Below are 16,888 nucleotides of genomic sequence, written 5' to 3' on the forward strand. Positions count from 1 at the left end.
AAGCTATAGCTCGCCGCGCACGCCCAGCGCCGCGATACGGTCAGCAGTGCGGCACGCGATCGCCTGGATCGTCAGCGAAGGATTCACGCCGCCGACGGTCGGAAACACCGAGCCGTCGCACACCCACAGGTTGCGGATGTCCCAGCTGCGGCAGTCCGCATCGACGACGCTCGTCGCCGGATCGTCGCCCATGCGGGCGGTGCCGTTCAGGTGGCAGGTGTCGTCGGTCTCGCGCCAGATCTCCTTGCCGCCGGCCGCCGCGAGCGCCTGCTCCATGAAGTCCAGCGAATGCGCGATGAGCCGCTTGTCGTTGTCGCACCATGAATAGGTGACGCGCGCGATCGGCAGCCCGTACTGGTCCTTCTCGTCGGCAAGCGTCACGCGGTTGCGCTGCTGCGGCAGCATTTCGCCGACGATCTTCAGCCCCGCCTGGTGGTTGTACTTGAGCATCTCCGCGCCGAGCGCGTCACCCCACAAGCCACGGCCGTTCTGCACCGCGACCCAGCCGTTCGGCAGCGGCCCCTGGCTCATGTAGCAGTAGCCGCCGAAAAAATCCTTGCCCTTGTCTTCGTAGTTCCAGTGCTCGGTGAGCGCGAGCGACGGCGGTCCCTTGTACCAGCGGATGTCTTCGTCGAAGGTGCCGTAGACGGCCTGGTTCGACTGCGCCATCAGGTTTTTGCCGACGAGTCCCGAGCTGTTCGCAAGTCCGTCCGGAAAGCGGCTGTTGGCCGACATGAGCAACAGGCGCGGCGTTTCGATCGCGTAGCCGGCCACCACCACGTGCTTCGCGCGCTGGAATCGCCATTGCCCTTCGCGCAGATATTCGACGCCGGTGGCGAGCCCCGCGTCGTTGGTGACGACGCGGCCGACCATCGCCAGATCGCGTACTTCGGCGCCGGCACGCAGCGCACGCGGAATCCACGTGACGAGCGCGCTTTGCTTCGCGTTGGTCGCGCAGCCCGACACGCAAAAGCCGCGGTACACGCACGGATGCGCGTGGCCGCGCGGCGCGGAGATGGTTGCGAGCGGCGTCGGGCACCAGTCGATGCCGAGCGCTTCGGCGCCGCGCGCAAGCACCAGCGCCGCCGCGTTCAGCTCATGCGCGCGATACGGATAGCGCGGCCGCTTCGGGCCCCAAGGATAGTTGACCGGTCCGGAGATTTTCAGTGCCTCCTCGACCTCGCCGTAGTAGCGCCACATCTCGCGCCAGTCGAGCGGCCAGTCGGCGCCATAGCCGAGCACGCTGCGCGACTTGAACCACTCGGGCCGAAAACGCAGCGACACCATCGCGAAATGGACCGTGCTGCCGCCGACCGCCTTGCCGCTGTTGTTGTGGCCGAGCTTCAGCGGATTGTCGCCGTCGCAGATGCGCTCGTCGGTCCAGAACAGCTTTTCCTGATGCGCCTCGTCCGACGCGAACTCCTCGAGCGGACGCCACCATGCGCCGGCATCGAACGCGACGACCTTGAAGCCCTTTTCCGCCAACCGGCACGCGAGCGTGCCACCTCCGGCGCCGGTGCCGACGATCGCGAAATCGACCTCCTCGCCGTCGGGGTACGTGCGCATCGGCACCCAGTCGCCACGCTGGAACACATCCGGGGCGCGGCCGTCCTTGCCGCGCGGCCGTTGCTGCGCATCATCGGACACGGCGGTTCTCCCTGGCGGCCTCTTCGTGCGTGTCGGGCGTTGCTTCGACCGCCTCCCACGGATCGCGCCGGTTCAGGTACATGCGCACGTAGCCGCGCGGATTCGCCGGGCCGCCGAAACCGATCTCGCTCCACGCGTGCGGATGCGAGTAGTAGAGCCCGCAGATGTCGTGCAGCACGCGCTCGCTAAAGAACAGCTTCGACGGCATGCCGCGCCACGCGGGGTTCGTCAGTTCGCCGCGCTGCATGTCGCCGAGCAGCGCGATCTGCGCGTCCTGCGCGAGACTCGCGAACGGCAGGCCGCCGCGCTCGCGGGATTCGGCATCGAGCGCGGCGAGGCCGATGCGCCAGGTGTCGCGCATCGGCGGCAAACGGGCGTCGCGGTAGCCGTCATTGCTGTTGCCGGCGAGGCGCGCGTCGAGCAGCGCGGCGAGCGGCACCACCGGTTGCGCGTTCGCTTGCGGCACGATGCGCGCGCACAGCGACGTGACCGCGAGCCATTCGACGGCGCTGAAAAAGCGCGGCTCGAGCGGTGTCGCGAGGCGTTCGGCGATCACCGCGCGGGTGTGAGCGTCCCACGACGGCGTCGAGCGTTTGTCGAGCACGTCGTAGCCGGGATAGCGGGTGGCTCGGGTCGAGCGTGGTTCGTGAGTCATTTTTCAGTCTCCCGCAGACGCAGCGCGGCGAGTCCGGCGAGCGCCAGCGCGGAAAAGCTCGGCGGCGCAGGCAGCGGCGGCCCGTCGAACAGGTTCTGGCTCCAGTTGCGCCAGCCGCCCTGGCGACGCGCGATCCCGCGCGCGTGAAAACCCGCGCCGACAAAGCCGAGCGCGGTCGTGATGCGCAACCACAGCCGCGTGTGCCAGCGCTCGCGCGGAGCAGCCAGCGCGGCATGCGCGAGCAGCGCCGCGGTGACGGGCGGAATGCTGACCGGCGCGTACATCGCGCGATGCTGGAACGCGCCGCGAAAATGCAGCAGCGCGGCCTCCCCCACGGTGCCGACGAGACCGGCCGCGACCAGCAGACCGAGCGCCTGACCGGCCGGCATGCCGAGCAGTCGCGGGTCGGCGGCGGGCTGGTCGCGCAGCCGTTCGGCGACGGCACCGAACGCGCCCGACAGCAGCAACGCGATCGGCGCGCCGAGCGGCGCCGCGTGAAACAGGTTGTTCCAGCTCCAGCCGCCCGGGCGCTTCATCACGTTGTAGAGATGGAAACCGGTGCCGGCGATGCCGGTCGCCGCCGCGCCCAGATAGATCGCATGGCGCGCGCGATGCGTTTGGCCGCGACGATCCGCGCCACCATGCAGACCCGCGGCGAGCGACAGACTCGCGCTGACGAGCGGCGCGAACATCGCGGGGTTGTCGAACGAGCCGCGGTAGTGCTCCATCGCGCTGTCGGCGAGCACCGACAGCGCGAGCAGCGCGGAGCTATGGTTGAAGGTGCGGGCCGCTTCGACGTGTGCCTGGACCTCGCCAGCGGGTTTTCTCGTGTGTACACGCGCCCGGAACGTCACGGGGGCTCGACGCTCGCGCTGTCGCAGGCCGCTGCCGCGTGGTTCGCGATGCGGCTCGGGTCCTCGCGCGCCGCGCGCGGCCAACGTCGCGACGGCCGCGACCGCCGCCGCCGTGTACAGCAATCCGGGTACGCTTGAAGAGCTCATCGATATCGCTTCCCTGTTCCGGCCTGCTTTATTTGATGAGGTAGCGCGCGGCGTCGCCCTGCTTGAATTCGAGCCCGCAACCGGGCCGCGACAGGTCCGGCTCCATCTCGCCATCGCGCAAACGCGGCGCGCCGTCGAACAGCATCGCTTCGATCCGGGCGTGGTCGTGGAACCACTCCTGATGGCGCAAGCGCGGCGCGGCGCACGCGACGTGCAGATGCAGCGCCGGCGCGCAGTGGGCGGACAGCGGCACGTGATACGCGTCGCACAGCGCGGCGGCCTGCAGAAAGCCGGTGATGCCGCCGCAACGGCTCGCGTCGGCTTGCAGCACGTCGACGGCACCGGTCGCGAGCAGGTGGCGGAAATCGTCGAGCGTGTAGCCGTATTCGCCGGCGGCGATCTCCATGCCGGCCGGCACGTGCTCACGTACGTTGCGCAGGCCCGCTTCGTCGTCCGAAGACACGGGCTCCTCGAACCAGCTCACCTCGTGCTCGGCGAAGCGTTGCGCGTAGTACAGCGCCCGCTGTGGCGTGAACGCGCCGTTGGCGTCGACGAACAGGCCCGCGCCGCCGATCGCCTCGCGCGCCGCCGCGACGCGCGCCGGGTCCTTGTCGGGCTCGCTGCCGATTTTCATCTTGACCCACCGGCAGCCGTCCTGCGCGACCCAGCCGGCGAACTGCTGCTGCAGGCGCTGGTTCGTGTACGTGGTGAAGCCGCCGCTGCCGTAGACGGGCACGGTCGGGCGCAGCGCGCCGAGCACGCCGACGAGCGGCACGCCGAGCAGCTTCGCCTTCAGGTCCCACAGCGCGCAGTCGATCGCGGAAATGGCGGTGGCGGCCAGTCCGGCGCGGCCGAGATTGCGCACCTGGCGTTGAAGCCGTTGCCAATGGGCGCCGACGTCCAGGCCGTCGTGATTCAGCACGCAGGTGGCGAGCGCGCCCTGAATCAGCGCGACGATGCAGGCGTCGCTGTACGTGTAACCGATGCCGGTGCCGCCGCCCGCGTCGACCTCGACGACGACCAGCGTGGTCGCGTCCCACGCGAACGTGCCGTCGGCTTCCGGCGCGTCGGTCGGAATCCGGTACGCGCTCGCGCGCAGCGCGGTGACGGGCGCCTGCGACGAGCCCCCATTGGTGACGCCGCGCTTCATGGCCGCGCTCCTTGCGCGTGCGCGTGACGCCTTGCAGCGATGCAATAGCCGACGGTCCCCGACATCGCAGTCTCCGGATCGTAGTGAGACGAAGCTGCCTGCTGCGCCGCAAGTACCGTTCCGCACTATTGCAATCCGTAAAGCGGGGCGGCGATGGCGAGCACGCCCAGCTCTTTGTCAATCGGCCAAACCGCCTATGTCGTCTGGCGGAGGCGACTTGGGCCCGCGCGTGGCGTAAAATACGCGCTTTCCCGAAAAACTCGCCAACATGACGCTCGCCTCCGCCCAAGAGATCATCGCCGAACTGAAAGCCGGTCGGATGGTGATCCTCGTCGACGAAGAAGACCGCGAAAACGAGGGCGACCTCGTGATCGCCGCCGAGTTTGTCACTCCGGAAGCGATCAATTTCATGGCTCGCTACGGCCGCGGCCTGATCTGCCTGACGCTGACCCAGGACCGCTGCAAACAGCTGAACCTGCCGCTGATGACCTACCGCAACGGCACGCAGTACGGCACTGCGTTCACGGTCAGCATCGAAGCGGCCGAAGGCGTGACGACCGGCATCTCGGCAGCCGACCGCGCCCGCACGATCGCCGCCGCGGTCGCGCCGGACGCAAAAGCCGAACACATCGTGCAGCCCGGCCATATCTTCCCGATCATGGCCCAGCCGGGCGGCGTGCTGGTGCGCGCCGGCCATACCGAGGCCGGCTGCGACTTCACGAGGCTCGCGGGCCTCACGCCGGCCGCGGTGATCTGCGAAGTGATCAAGGACGACGGCACGATGGCGCGTCTGCCGGACCTGCTCGAGTTCGGCAAGGAGCACGGCCTGAAGACCGGCACGATCGCCGATCTGATCCACTATCGCAGCCGCACGGAATCGATCGTCGAGCGTATTTGCGAACGCACGATGCAAACCGCGCACGGCGCGTTTCGCGCGGTCATGTATCTCGACCAGCCGAGCGGCCAGCCGCATATCGCGCTGGTGCGCGGCACGCCGTCGCCCGATCGCGACACGCCGGTGCGCGTGCACGAACCGCTGTCGGTGCTGGATCTGCTCGAAGTCGGCGAATCCACGCACTCGTGGACGCTGGATGCGGCCATGAAAGAAATCGCGGAACGCGATCTCGGCGTGGTCGTGCTGCTGAACTGCGGCGACTCGAAAGACCATCTGATCGACGTCTTCAAGGCGTTCGACTCGAAGGAAAAAGCGGAGGCGCTGAAGCGCCGCCCGGTCGACTTCAAGACTTACGGCGTCGGCGCACAGATTCTGCGCGAACTCGGCGTCGGCAAGATGCAGGTGCTGTCGAACCCACGCAAGCTCGGCAGCATGTCGGGTTATGGTCTCGAAGTGACGGGCTTCATTCCGATGCCCGGCAGCAAAACGCAAGCCCCGCAAGTCTGATCCGGCCACTCACGCGCCTCGCGCCCACTCAAACACTACGGAATTCACATGGAAATCGGACAATACCAACCGAATCTCGACGGCGACGGACTGCGCATCGGCATCGTCCAGGCGCGCTTTAACGAACCCGTCTGCAACGGCCTCGCCGACTCCTGCATCGAAGAACTCGAACGCCTCGGCGTGACCGGCGAAGACGTGCTGCTCGTCACGGTGCCAGGCGCGCTGGAAATCCCGCTCGCACTGCAAAAGCTCGCGGAAAGCGCGCAATTCGACGCGCTGATCGCGCTCGGCGCGGTGATCCGCGGCGAGACGTACCACTTCGAACTCGTGTCGAACGAAAGCGGCGCGGGCATCACGCGCATCGGCCTCGACTTCGGCATTCCGGTCGCGAACGCGGTGCTGACCACCGAGAACGACGAGCAGGCCGTCGCACGCATGACCGAGAAGGGTCGCGACGCCGCGCGCGTGGCTGTCGAAATGGCGAACCTCGCGGTCGCGCTCGAACAGCTCGGCGGCGATGACGACGAAGACGATGACGAAGACGACGAGGAAGAGGCATGAAGAGCGCACGCCGACGCTCCCGCGAACTGGCCACGCAGGGGCTTTACCAGTGGCTGCTGTCGGGCTCGCCCGGCGGTGAGATCGACGCGCAACTGCGCGGCGCGCAAGGTTACGACAAGGCCGACCACGAGCATCTGGACGCAATCCTGCATGGCGTGATGCGCGATTCCGAGGAATTGTCCGCCGCGATCGCGCCGTGCCTCGATCGTCCGATCGATCAGCTGTCGCCGGTCGAGCGCGCGGTGCTGCTGGTCGCCGCGTTCGAACTGAAGAATCACGTCGACATTCCGTATCGCGTGGTCATCAACGAAGCGGTCGAGCTGACCAAGACGTTCGGCGGCTCGGATGGCTACAAGTACGTGAACGGCGTACTCGACAAGCTCTCGGCGCAACTGCGCGCCGCCGAAACGCAGGCGGCTCGCAAGGGCTGAGCGCTGTGCGGGCGGGGCTATGCCGCGCATCGGTTCCCGCCACGCCGCACTGCACAGGGCGAAGCACCTCGAGCGCCCGCAAGGACACCGCCGCGCGCTTCGATGAGCGCATCATTTGATGCGTGGGCGCCGTCCCCTGCTTCTGAATTGGATCTGACCGTATGAACTCCGTGACCGAACCTCTCGTGCGGCTCGCCGCGCGCGTCGATGCCATCCAGCCTTTCTACGTGATGGAACTGGCCAAGGAGGCCGCGCTGCTCGAACGAGCCGGGCGCGACATCATTCACATGGGCATCGGGGAGCCGGATTTCACCGCGCCCGAGCCGGTCATCGAGGCGGCCGCGAGCGCGCTGCGCCGCGGCGTCACGCAATACACGAACGCGCTCGGCGTGCACGAGCTGCGCGACGCGATTTCCGCGCATTACGCCGAGTTCTACGGCATCGACGTCGATCCGGCGCGGATCGTGGTCACGGCGGGCGCGTCGGCGGCGCTGCTGCTCGCGTGCGCGGCGCTCGTCGATCGCGACGACGAAGTGCTGATGCCCGACCCGTGCTATCCGTGCAACCGACATTTCGTGATCGCCGCCGAAGGCAAGCCGGTGATGGTGCCGAGCGGGCCGGCCGAGCGCATCCAGCTGACCGCCGACGACGTCGAACGCCTGTGGGGCGAGCGCACCCGCGGCGTGCTGCTCGCATCGCCGTCGAATCCGACCGGCACGTCGATCGAGCCGGCCGAACTCGAGCGGATCGTCAAGGCCGTGCGTGCGCGCGCCGGCTTCACGATCGTCGACGAGATCTACCAGGGCCTCAGCTACGACGCGAAGCCCGTGTCGGCGCTGTCGTTCGGCGACGACGTGGTCACCGTCAACAGCTTCTCCAAGTACTTCAACATGACTGGCTGGCGACTCGGCTGGCTCGTCGTGCCGCCCGCGATGGTCAGCGCGTTCGAAAAGCTCGCGCAAAACCTGTTCATCTGCGCGTCGGCACTGGCGCAGCACGCGGCGCTCGCCTGCTTCGAGCCGGAGACGATCGCGATCTACGAAGCGCGGCGCCTCGAATTCAAGCGACGCCGCGACTTCATCGCGCCGGCGCTCGAATCGCTCGGCTTCTCGGTGCCGGTGATGCCCGACGGCGCGTTCTACGTCTACGCGGACTGCCGCGGCGTCGCGCATCCCGCGGCCGGCGACAGCGCGGCGCTCACGAAGGCGATGCTGCACGATGCCGGCGTCGTGCTGGTACCGGGCATGGACTTCGGCACGCACGCGCCGAGGGACTACATCCGGCTGTCGTATGCGACCGCGTATCCGAAGCTCGAAGAGGCTGTCGAGCGGCTGGCGAAGCTGTTCGGGCGGCATTGATGTGAGGCTTTGAGCCGCCGGCGACCGGCCTGCCAGACGCAAAAAAGGACACCCTCGGGTGTCCTTTTTTATTCATGCGCCTGGCAAACGTCTAACTCAAGCTCCCAGCTCCGACGCCGACGCCACATGGCGCGTCGCCGAATTGGCGCTCGCGTCGTCCTGCTGATCGGCCGGCTGCGAGTGCGCCGCCGGAGTCGCCGGGCTCAGCGCGTGGCCGGCCTGCAATGTCACCTGGACGCGCTTGCCGTTGCCGCCGCTCGTCGAGGCGGCCGGCGCCGGCGTCGTCGACGCGGTCAGCACTGGAGCCTGCGGCGCATTGATCGGCACCTTGCGGCCGCGCGCGACATCGCGCAGGCGACCGCGCTCGGCCATCACCTTCGCGCCGTAGCCACCGTCGTCCGGCGTGCTCGAGCCGACGTACAGTCGGAGGCCACCCGGCAGCGAGCCGCCGCGCGCGATGCAATCCTTCAGCACGAGTGCGCCGACCTTGATGTTCGCGAGCGGTTCGAGCGCAGCGCTCTGGCCGCCGAAATACTGGAATTTGTCCGAATGCACCTTCGACATCACCTGCATCAGGCCCTGTGCGCCGACGCCGCTCTCGGCGTACGGATTGAAGCCCGATTCGATCGCTATCACCGAGAGCAGCAGCAGCGGATCGAGGCCGACTTCGCGGCCGGTGTCGAACGCGGCCTTCACGAGCTCGCTGACGGGCTCCTGAGCGACGCGATAACGCCGCGCAAGGTACGACGCGACCAGGTCCTGCTCGTGGCTCGACACGAGCACGCGGTCGTCGCGCGCATCGGCGGACACGCGTTGCTGCGGAATCAGACGCGCGAGCGCGCTGACGCCCTGCATCGTACGCGGATCGAGGCCATTGAGCGCGACGGTGCTGGTGCCCGACGTGCCAGCGTTGTCGAACGCGCCGTCGAAGCTGGTGGTCGACGAGGTCAGGGTCATGCTGCCGTCGCTCGACCCATCGGCGGGGCTCGGCGAGTTCGGCGAATTGGCCGACAGCGATTCGTCGGAGGATGCACCGGCATTTCTGGTCGGTCCGATGGCCGGCAACGGGTTGCCTTGCAGTAGGCGGGCGGGGCCCGCTTGCACGGCGGCGGAAATGACCGGCATCAGACGCGCAGCCAACGCGCCGCGCCAGGTTGGCATCAGCCATAGTGCGAGAGCCAGCACCACGGCGATCCCGCCGACAATGCTGAACAGGTGATGACTCAGTCGCGTCCCGCGGCGCAGCGCACCGCGCACAACCTGCGCAATACGCTCATCAGGACGCCACGATAACCAGGCGTTCATTCAGATCTCCCATCTTGCATGATCCGCGAACTCCGCCGGGTCAAATCAGGCGGTACAGCGCGCTCGCAGAGTCAAGACATCGCGTGCTCTCTGGTTGGGCAGCAGCGACGTCGGGAAAACGGCAACAAATACCGTTTCGGGGAGCCATCTCAAAAACAGCCCACACATATTCAATGTGCATCGGGCTTGGCTCCCACGCGAAAAACCAGCGTTGTGGACGCTGGTGAGGGACTTCAATAATGCCGTTCTACCCTGCAGGGAAGTAAAACGGTGACGCGTTGCGTCTGAGGACCGGGGGCGACGGTAAAAAGGTTAACGCCCTGCAACCAATGTGGTCGGATTCTATGCACGGTTTTATAGATCGTCAACACTATAGAATGCAATATCTATAACTATTTGTAATTATAAACAGTGTTCAGTTGGCCGAAAGCCCTGTTCTGTGTGCGTTTTAGGCGATCCGACCCTGGCTGTTCCGGATAGACCATTTGGTTGATCTACGTGCGCTAGCTAACGCAGGTAAAATCGACAATCGTTTTTTGCGCCGGACACGTACATCCGTCGGTCCTTCTGCGCCCCCAATCCTATGCGCCGTGCATGCGGCCCTGAACCGTCACAGATGAAATACAAAGACTTGCGCGATTTCACCGGCCGCCTCGAGGCGATCGGTGAATTGCGCCGAATTTCGCAAAACGTGTCGCCGAATCTCGAAATGACCGAACTGTGCGACCGCGTGTTGCGCGCGGGCGGTCCGGCTCTGCTGTTCGAGAACACCGAGCGCCACGCCTTCCCGGTGCTCGGCAATCTGTTCGGCACGCCGCGCCGCGTCGCGCTCGGCATGGGCATCGATGCAGAAGCGGGCGCCGGCGACCAGGCGGCGCTCGAATCGCTGCGCGATGTCGGCCGGCTACTCTCCGCGCTGAAGGAACCCGAGCCGCCGAAAGGGCTCAAGGACGCCGGCAAGCTGCTGTCGCTAGCGAAGGCCGTGTGGGACATGGCGCCGAAGACGGTCAGCGCGCCGCCCTGCCAGGAAATCGTCTGGGAAGGCAACGACGTCGACCTCGGCAAATTGCCCATTCAGACCTGCTGGCCGGGCGATGCCGGGCCGCTGATCACCTGGGGCCTGACCGTCACGAAAGGGCCGAACAAGAGCCGACAAAACCTGGGTATCTATCGCCAGCAACTGATCGGGCGCAACAAACTGATCATGCGCTGGCTCGCGCATCGCGGCGGCGCGCTCGATTTCCGCGAGTTCGCGCTGAAAAATCCCGGCAAGCCGTATCCGGTGGCCGTCGTGCTCGGCGCGGACCCGGCGACGACCCTCGGCGCGGTCACGCCGGTGCCCGACACGCTGTCCGAATACCAGTTCGCCGGCCTGCTACGCGGCGGACGCACCGAGCTCGCGAAGTGCATCACGCCGGGCGTCGACGGTTTGCAGGTGCCCGCGCGCGCAGAGATCGTGCTCGAAGGCTTCATCTATCCACAGGAAGGAGAGCCCTCGCCCGCTCCGGCCGGCGCGCCGCCGCGTCCGTCGAAGGGTGCGTCGGCAACCTACGAACACGCGCTCGAAGGCCCGTACGGCGATCACACCGGCTACTACAACGAACAGGAGTGGTTCCCCGTCTTCACGGTCGAGCGGATCACGATGCGCCGCGACGCGATCTATCACTCCACCTACACCGGCAAACCGCCCGACGAGCCCGCGGTACTCGGCGTCGCGCTGAACGAAGTGTTCGTGCCGCTGCTGCAGAAGCAATTCACCGAGATCACCGACTTTTATTTGCCGCCCGAAGGCTGCAGCTACCGCATGGCGATCGTGCAGATGAAGAAGAGCTACCCCGGCCACGCGAAGCGCGTGATGTTCGGCGTGTGGAGCTTCCTGCGGCAGTTCATGTATACGAAGTTCATCGTCGTCGTCGATGAGGACGTCAATATCCGCGACTGGAACGAAGTGATCTGGGCGATCACCACGCGAGTGGATCCGACGCGCGACACGGTGCTCGTCGACCGCACGCCGATCGACTATCTCGATTTCGCGTCGCCGGTAGCCGGTCTCGGCTCGAAGATGGGGCTCGACGCGACCAACAAGTGGCCGGGCGAAACCGACCGCGAATGGGGCCGCCCGATCGTGATGGACGAGGCGGTCAAGCAGCGTATCGACAGCTTGTGGAATGAGTTGGGCCTCGGCCTCTGAACGCGCGCCAAACAACACAACTAATAACGGATGGAGCGCTTGCGCGGATGCACGCTTTTTCAATGATGTCGGACGGTTTTTTTCTGTCCTTGTCGCTGTGCCTCGATATCGGTCTCGTCAACGTCGCGATCATTTCCCTGACGCTGTCGCACGGCTTCCGGCCGGGCTTCTGGCTCGGCCTCGGCTCGTGCGTCGGCGATCTCATTTACGCGGCGCTCGCGCTCGCGGGCATGGCCGCGCTGCTGCAGTTCGAATCGGTGCGCTGGGTCGTGTGGATCGGCGGCGCGGCGATCCTGCTGTTTCTCACCTGGAAGATGGCGCGCGAAGCGATATTCCCGGCCACGGCACCCGCCGTAGCCGGCGAAGGCGACGCTACTGCGCCGCATCAGTCGCCATGGCGCGGCTTCCTGCGTGGCGTGCTGCTGGCGGTGTCGTCGCCTTCAGCGATCCTGTGGTTCGCGGCGGTCGGCGGCGCGCTGATCGCGAAAGCCGGCGCAACGAGCCCGACGACTGCTCTGATCTTCCTCGGCGGCTTCTTTCTCGGCGGCCTGTGCTGGACGCTTTTTATCTGCGGCCTTGGCAGCCACGGACGCAAGCGCGCGGGTGCCGGTCTGCTGCGGGCGTGTCACGTTCTGTCAGCGCTGCTGTTCGCGTATTTCTCGTACAGCGTGATCGTCAACGGGTACCACGACCTGATCGTACAGAGCACCGCACAAGTGGCAAGCTGAAGCGATCCAGAATAAAAAAACGGCTCGCATCGGCGAGCCGTTTTTTCTTCATGCGTCTCGGCGTCAGTCGCTCAGGCGAGGTACTGCGCGAGCTTCGGCAAATCGACGTTGCCGCCGCTCACCACCACGCCGACGCGCTTGCCCTTCACCGGCACGATGCCATTCAGCACCGCCGCCGCCGCGAGGCAACCGGTCGGTTCGACGACGATCTTCATGCGCTGCGCGAAAAAGCGCATCGTCTCGATCAGTTGCGCGTCGCTGACCGTTTCGATTCGCGCGACCAGCCGACGGATGACCGCGAACGTGTAATGGCCCAAATGCGTCGAGGCGGCGCCATCGGCGATCGTGCGCGGCGTGTCGATATGGACGATCTCGCCGCGCGCGAGCGACTGCTGGCCGTCGTTGCCCGCTTCGGGCTCGATGCCGATCACCGTGCAAGCCGGACTCAGCGCAGCAGCCGACAACGCGCTGCCGCTGATCAGCCCGCCGCCGCCAAGGCACACGAACAACATGTCGAGCGGGCCGGTTTCGTCGATCAGCTCTTTGACCGCGGTGCCCTGCCCGGCGATCACGTGCGGATGGTCGTACGGCGGAATCAGCGTCATGCCGCGCTCCTCGGCCAGGCGCCGGCCGATTTCCTCGCGATTTTCCTTGTAGCGATCGTACGTGATCACTTCACCGCCGTAGCCTTTGGTCGCGGCGACCTTGGCCTCGGGCGCGTCGTGCGGCATCACGATCGTCGCGTGAATGCCGGCGAGGCGCGCCGACAGCGCGATCGCCTGCGCGTGATTGCCCGACGAATAGGTCAGCACCCCCGCCTTGCGCTGCTCCGCGTCGAAATGCGAAATCGCGTTGTACGCACCGCGGAACTTGAACGCGCCCATGCGCTGGAAGTTTTCGCACTTGAAGAACACCGACGCGCCAGTGCGCTCGTCGAACGTGCTCGATGTCAGAACGGGGGTGCGGTGCGCGACGCCTTCGAGACGCGTGGCGGCGTCGAGGACGTCATCGAAGGTGGGAGCGGGAAGCGCTTGCATCGGCGAAGCTCTCCTGAAGCGGTGGCGAAGCAGCCATTCTCCCAGCTTCATCGATGCTTTGGAATGGTGCTTGCGGGAGCGCGCGACGCCTGCGAGGAACCCTGCGGAAAGCAAAAATCCAGCGATACAAATAGAAGCGGCGTAACCCGGCACAAGCCTGCGTTACGCCGTCGACGTTCCCGCGCGCGTCATGCGCGCCCGCGCTTCTTAATGACGATAGTACGGGTGTCCGTAGCCGCCGCGATAGTAGCCACGGTAGCCGTGGTAGTAGCCGCGATAGTAAGGGTGGCCATAGCCGTAATAGCCGCCGACCACCACTGGAGCCGGTGCGACCACAACCGGCGGCGCATACACCGGCGGAGGCGGCGGCGCGTAATAGACGGGCGGCGGCGCCGCATAGACCGGATAGGCGGGCGCGATCGGCACCCCAAGGCCGATACCGACGGAAACACCTGCCTCAGCAGCCCCGGCAAGTCCCAAGCCGAGTGCGGCTGCAACGACAAACGGAACGATCTTTTTCACTTCTATTCTCCTAGCGCGGCCTGCCAAGGTCGCCGACTGCGCATGCCTCGCATGCTGCGGAATCAATGTATCTAAAAAGCCCCGGCCGAACTGTTCGCATTTGTTGCAAATTGCAAGGGCGAGCCGAAGCGTTTGGCCGGGCGCCGCACGAGCGCGCCTACGCGCCGCCGCGACGACCGCGAAATCAGCCGTGAATCAAGGGGTTGCACGCGAGCGACGGACCGCGTGTCATAGGTCTGATCGAGCGCGAGGGGCTAAAGTTCGCGCATCGGTAAACTTTAATTACAAATTCGATTCAATCCTGACAGCCCGGAGGAATTTCCCAATAAAAAATGCCCGGCTCAATGGCTCGAGCCGGGCATTTTCTCACCTGTGAAGACCGCGCGACTAGCCGACCTTCACGTAAACGAATTCGCGGGACACATTGGGCGGCACGTATGCGCCGCTGATCCGCACGCGCGGCGTCAGGCGTTTTTTCTGATCCCACCAGCGACGGCGCTGGGCGTGCGTCAGGAACCGCAAGTGTTTTCGGTAAGAAAAAATACTCATCGCTACCCTCCCGATTTTCTGACTGCGAACGAAGTACGAAAATACGACGGTCAAAACCGGCTCATCGACCACTGTTCCTGTCACTACGATTGTGAGCAGTTTTCACACCCATGGGCGTCGCGCCACCCGATGACCGACCGTTGGCGCCATATCGCCCGCAAACTCATCCGACGACAGGTGTCGACCCGAGGGCCGGATCGCGCTCGCGCTGCGCCGGATGCGAGATACTGCTGCTTTCCCGTTCACACGATCCGTCTGGAGCAGGTGACCATGTCCCAGTCTTCCTTGCCGCGCGTCGGCTTCATCGGCGCGGGGCGGCTTGCGCGCTGTCTCGCGCTCGCGTTTGCGCGCGCCGGCTACCCGGTCACCGCGGTGGCGAGCCGCTCGGCCGATTCCGCGCGCCGGCTCGCCGCCCAGATCGCACACTGCGCGGCCTCAACCGACCCGCAACAGGTCGTCGACGCCGCCGATATCGTTTTTTTAGCCGTTCCCGACGACAGCATCGGTACGACAGCGCACACACTCCGCTTTGGCGGCGATGCGGCAAGCCACCCCGGCAAGGCGCTCGTGCACTGCAGCGGCGCATCGCCGGTCGAATTACTGGCGCCGGCGCGCGATCAGGGCGTGGCGATCGGCGGCTTTCATCCGCTGTATCTATTTAGCGGCGAGCTCGCCGATCTCGAGCGGATCGCCGGCTGTTCGGTGACGATCGAAGCCGACGGCGAACTGAAGGAGACGCTGACCGCGCTCGCGCTCGCGCTGCGCTGCCATCCGCTGTCGATTCCGCCGGGTGGCCGCATGCTGTATCACGCCGCCGCGCACTACGCGGCGAGCTTTGCGCTCTGCAGCCTCGCCGAATGCGTCGCGTTGTGGCGCACGCTCGGCTTTGCCGAAGACGACGCGCTGCGCGCGCTCTTGCCGATGCTCGCCGGCACGATCGAAACCGCGCGCGACAAGGGCCTGCCGAACGCGCTCGCGGGGCCGGTATCGCGCGGCGACACCGGTGTCGTCGAGAAGCAGCTGGCGCTGCTCGAAAGCTTCGACGGCGACCATGCCGCGCTGTACGGTCTGCTGACGCGCCGCGCGGTCAACCTCGCGCGACGGCGCGCCGCGCCGCCCGCGACGATTGAAGCGATCTCCGAAGCTGTGGAAGAATCGCTGGGCCGCTCGCTGAATCAGGCGGCAGCAGGTGCAAGCGTCAAGTAAGCCGTGATAATGTGACGTCCGGCGCGCCGGGCGAAGCAGACGCGAATCACGCGACGACCCGCGCCGCGCCTCGGGATCAACAGACGAGAACGCACAATGATCAAGGTCAGCATCCTCTACCCGTACCGGGAAAATGGCCGCTTCGACATGGACTACTACTGCGCGACCCATATGCCGCTCGCGGCGAAACTGTTCGGGTCGGCGCTGAAAAGCTGGTCGGTCGACGCGGGCCTGAACGCCGGACCGCCCGGCACGCCGCCGCCTTACGTGGCAGCGGGTCACTTCCTGTTCGATAGCGCGGACGACTTCTATGAAGTGTTCAAGCCCGCGTCCGAGCAACTATTGGCGGATATCCCGAACTACACCGACGGCGGCAACGGCACGATCCTGATCAGCGAGGTCCGGATTTCCGTGTGATGCCGGACAGACAACCACTGGTAGGCGGTGCGCAATGGCGTCGAACCTCCGGTTGGCTAACGAGTTAATCCAGAAAACCGCTGGCGCGCACCGATCGGGCGACGCCGGCAGCCCGCGGCCCGCCGGTGGCCGTTATCAGAAGCATAAGGACACGAGATGTTTGGCGATATCGCCCGTTTTCTGCTCAATACCATTTTCACGCTGTTCGGCGCGGCGCTGCTGTTGCGCGCGTGGCTACAGGTCGTGCGCCTGCCGCCGTACAACCCGGTCTCGAATGCCGTGCTGCAGGCGACCAACTGGATCGTGCTGCCGTTGCGGCACATTCTGCCGAGCACGCGCAGGATCGACTGGGCGAGCGTGGCCGCGACGCTGATCGCCGCGATTATCTACGTCCTCCTGATGATCGTGATGACCGGTGCCGATCCGCTGACGCTGGTGCCGACGCTGCTGATCGTCGCGGTACTCACTGCGATCAAATGGGCGCTCAATCTGATCATCTGGATGACGATCCTGATGGCGCTGCTGTCGTGGCTCAATCCGCGCTCGCCGGCGATGCCGATTCTGTATCAGCTGACGGCGCCGTTTCTGAATCCGCTGCGCCGCGTGCTGCCGAAGTTCGGCGGTATCGATGTGTCGCCGATCCTGCTGTTCGTGATCGTGCAAGTGCTGCAGATGGTCGTCACGCGCGCGGCGGTTCAACTGACTTATTTTGTGATCTGACCTGATCG

General features: G+C 65.9%; 17 protein-coding genes. 9 read left to right on the forward strand and 8 right to left on the reverse strand.

Annotation, left to right across the window (positions count from 1 at the left end; translation table 11 throughout):
* Positions 1-3: 3 nt before the first annotated feature.
* Genes ACLFKU_RS32450 through ACLFKU_RS32465 form a run of 4 tightly spaced genes read right to left on the reverse strand, consistent with a single transcriptional unit; the run spans position 4 to position 4,453 of the window.
* Complete coding sequence (locus tag ACLFKU_RS32450; protein WP_410851842.1) at positions 4-1,647, reverse strand: GMC family oxidoreductase; 1,644 nt, start codon at positions 1,645-1,647, stop codon at positions 4-6.
* Positions 1,637-2,302, reverse strand: a complete 666-nt coding sequence (locus ACLFKU_RS32455) for a gluconate 2-dehydrogenase subunit 3 family protein (protein WP_368584952.1) — start codon at positions 2,300-2,302, stop codon at positions 1,637-1,639. The genes ACLFKU_RS32450 and ACLFKU_RS32455 overlap by 11 nt, the downstream gene beginning before the upstream one ends.
* On the reverse strand, positions 2,299-3,303 hold the full coding sequence (locus tag ACLFKU_RS32460) for a hypothetical protein (protein WP_410851843.1): 1,005 nt from the start codon (positions 3,301-3,303) through the stop codon (positions 2,299-2,301). Before ACLFKU_RS32460 ends, ACLFKU_RS32455 begins: the two co-directional genes overlap by 4 nt.
* Positions 3,304-3,331: 28 nt before the next feature.
* Positions 3,332-4,453, reverse strand: a complete 1,122-nt coding sequence (locus tag ACLFKU_RS32465) for an enolase C-terminal domain-like protein (protein ID WP_410851844.1) — start codon at positions 4,451-4,453, stop codon at positions 3,332-3,334.
* 268 nt (positions 4,454-4,721) lie between these two features.
* Here ACLFKU_RS32465 and ribBA point away from each other — a divergent pair, with 268 nt between their 5' ends.
* From ribBA to ACLFKU_RS32485, 4 genes are all read left to right on the forward strand, one after another.
* Positions 4,722-5,855, forward strand: coding sequence for a bifunctional 3,4-dihydroxy-2-butanone-4-phosphate synthase/GTP cyclohydrolase II (ribBA, locus tag ACLFKU_RS32470; RefSeq protein ID WP_410851845.1), 1,134 nt, complete (start codon positions 4,722-4,724; stop codon positions 5,853-5,855).
* Between the two features lie 48 nt (positions 5,856-5,903).
* On the forward strand, positions 5,904-6,416 hold the full coding sequence (gene ribH / locus ACLFKU_RS32475; RefSeq protein ID WP_368584956.1) for a 6,7-dimethyl-8-ribityllumazine synthase: 513 nt from the start codon (positions 5,904-5,906) through the stop codon (positions 6,414-6,416).
* Positions 6,413-6,847 carry a transcription antitermination factor NusB gene (nusB, locus tag ACLFKU_RS32480; RefSeq protein ID WP_013090229.1) on the forward strand — a complete coding sequence of 145 codons (435 nt, stop codon included), beginning with the start codon at positions 6,413-6,415 and terminating at the stop codon, positions 6,845-6,847. The genes ribH and nusB overlap by 4 nt, the downstream gene beginning before the upstream one ends.
* 161 nt (positions 6,848-7,008) lie before the next feature.
* The gene (locus ACLFKU_RS32485; RefSeq protein WP_410851846.1) at positions 7,009-8,205 is read left to right on the forward strand and encodes a pyridoxal phosphate-dependent aminotransferase; all 1,197 of its coding nucleotides are present in this window, start codon (positions 7,009-7,011) and stop codon (positions 8,203-8,205) included.
* Between the two features lie 96 nt (positions 8,206-8,301).
* On the opposite strand, the gene ACLFKU_RS32490 is transcribed toward ACLFKU_RS32485, so the two are convergent.
* Positions 8,302-9,510: a transglycosylase SLT domain-containing protein gene (locus ACLFKU_RS32490; protein ID WP_410851847.1), complete on the reverse strand. Its 1,209-nt coding sequence runs from the start codon at positions 9,508-9,510 to the stop codon at positions 8,302-8,304.
* A gap of 616 nt (positions 9,511-10,126) precedes the next feature.
* Between ACLFKU_RS32490 and ACLFKU_RS32495 the strand changes: the two genes are divergently transcribed.
* Positions 10,127-11,701: a UbiD family decarboxylase gene (locus ACLFKU_RS32495; protein ID WP_410851848.1), complete on the forward strand. Its 1,575-nt coding sequence runs from the start codon at positions 10,127-10,129 to the stop codon at positions 11,699-11,701.
* 47 nt (positions 11,702-11,748) lie between these two features.
* Positions 11,749-12,429, forward strand: coding sequence for a LysE family translocator (locus ACLFKU_RS32500; protein ID WP_410851849.1), 681 nt, complete (start codon positions 11,749-11,751; stop codon positions 12,427-12,429).
* A 71-nt stretch (positions 12,430-12,500) separates the two neighbouring features.
* On the opposite strand, the gene ACLFKU_RS32505 is transcribed toward ACLFKU_RS32500, so the two are convergent.
* From ACLFKU_RS32505 to ACLFKU_RS32515, 3 genes are all read right to left on the reverse strand, one after another.
* A complete protein-coding gene (locus ACLFKU_RS32505; RefSeq protein WP_410851850.1) occupies positions 12,501-13,466 on the reverse strand; it encodes a threo-3-hydroxy-L-aspartate ammonia-lyase in 966 nt (321 codons plus the stop codon).
* 207 nt (positions 13,467-13,673) lie between these two features.
* Positions 13,674-13,988 (reverse strand): hypothetical protein, encoded by a 315-nt coding sequence (locus ACLFKU_RS32510; protein ID WP_368584963.1) that lies wholly within the window; start codon positions 13,986-13,988, stop codon positions 13,674-13,676.
* 387 nt (positions 13,989-14,375) lie between these two features.
* The gene (locus ACLFKU_RS32515) at positions 14,376-14,591 is read right to left on the reverse strand and encodes a hypothetical protein (protein WP_368584993.1); all 216 of its coding nucleotides are present in this window, start codon (positions 14,589-14,591) and stop codon (positions 14,376-14,378) included.
* A gap of 216 nt (positions 14,592-14,807) precedes the next feature.
* On the opposite strand from ACLFKU_RS32515, the gene ACLFKU_RS32520 reads away from it, so the two are divergent.
* From ACLFKU_RS32520 to ACLFKU_RS32530, 3 genes are all read left to right on the forward strand, one after another.
* Positions 14,808-15,743, forward strand: coding sequence for a Rossmann-like and DUF2520 domain-containing protein (locus ACLFKU_RS32520; RefSeq protein WP_410851851.1), 936 nt, complete (start codon positions 14,808-14,810; stop codon positions 15,741-15,743).
* Between the two features lie 96 nt (positions 15,744-15,839).
* The gene (locus ACLFKU_RS32525; RefSeq protein WP_410851852.1) at positions 15,840-16,160 is read left to right on the forward strand and encodes an EthD family reductase; all 321 of its coding nucleotides are present in this window, start codon (positions 15,840-15,842) and stop codon (positions 16,158-16,160) included.
* Positions 16,161-16,316: 156 nt separating this feature from the next.
* Positions 16,317-16,880 (forward strand): YggT family protein, encoded by a 564-nt coding sequence (locus ACLFKU_RS32530; protein WP_368584966.1) that lies wholly within the window; start codon positions 16,317-16,319, stop codon positions 16,878-16,880.
* Positions 16,881-16,888: the final 8 nt, after the last annotated feature.

Source organism: Paraburkholderia sp. EG304 (assembly GCF_046543485.1).
Taxonomy (GTDB): domain Bacteria; phylum Pseudomonadota; class Gammaproteobacteria; order Burkholderiales; family Burkholderiaceae; genus Paraburkholderia; species Paraburkholderia youngii.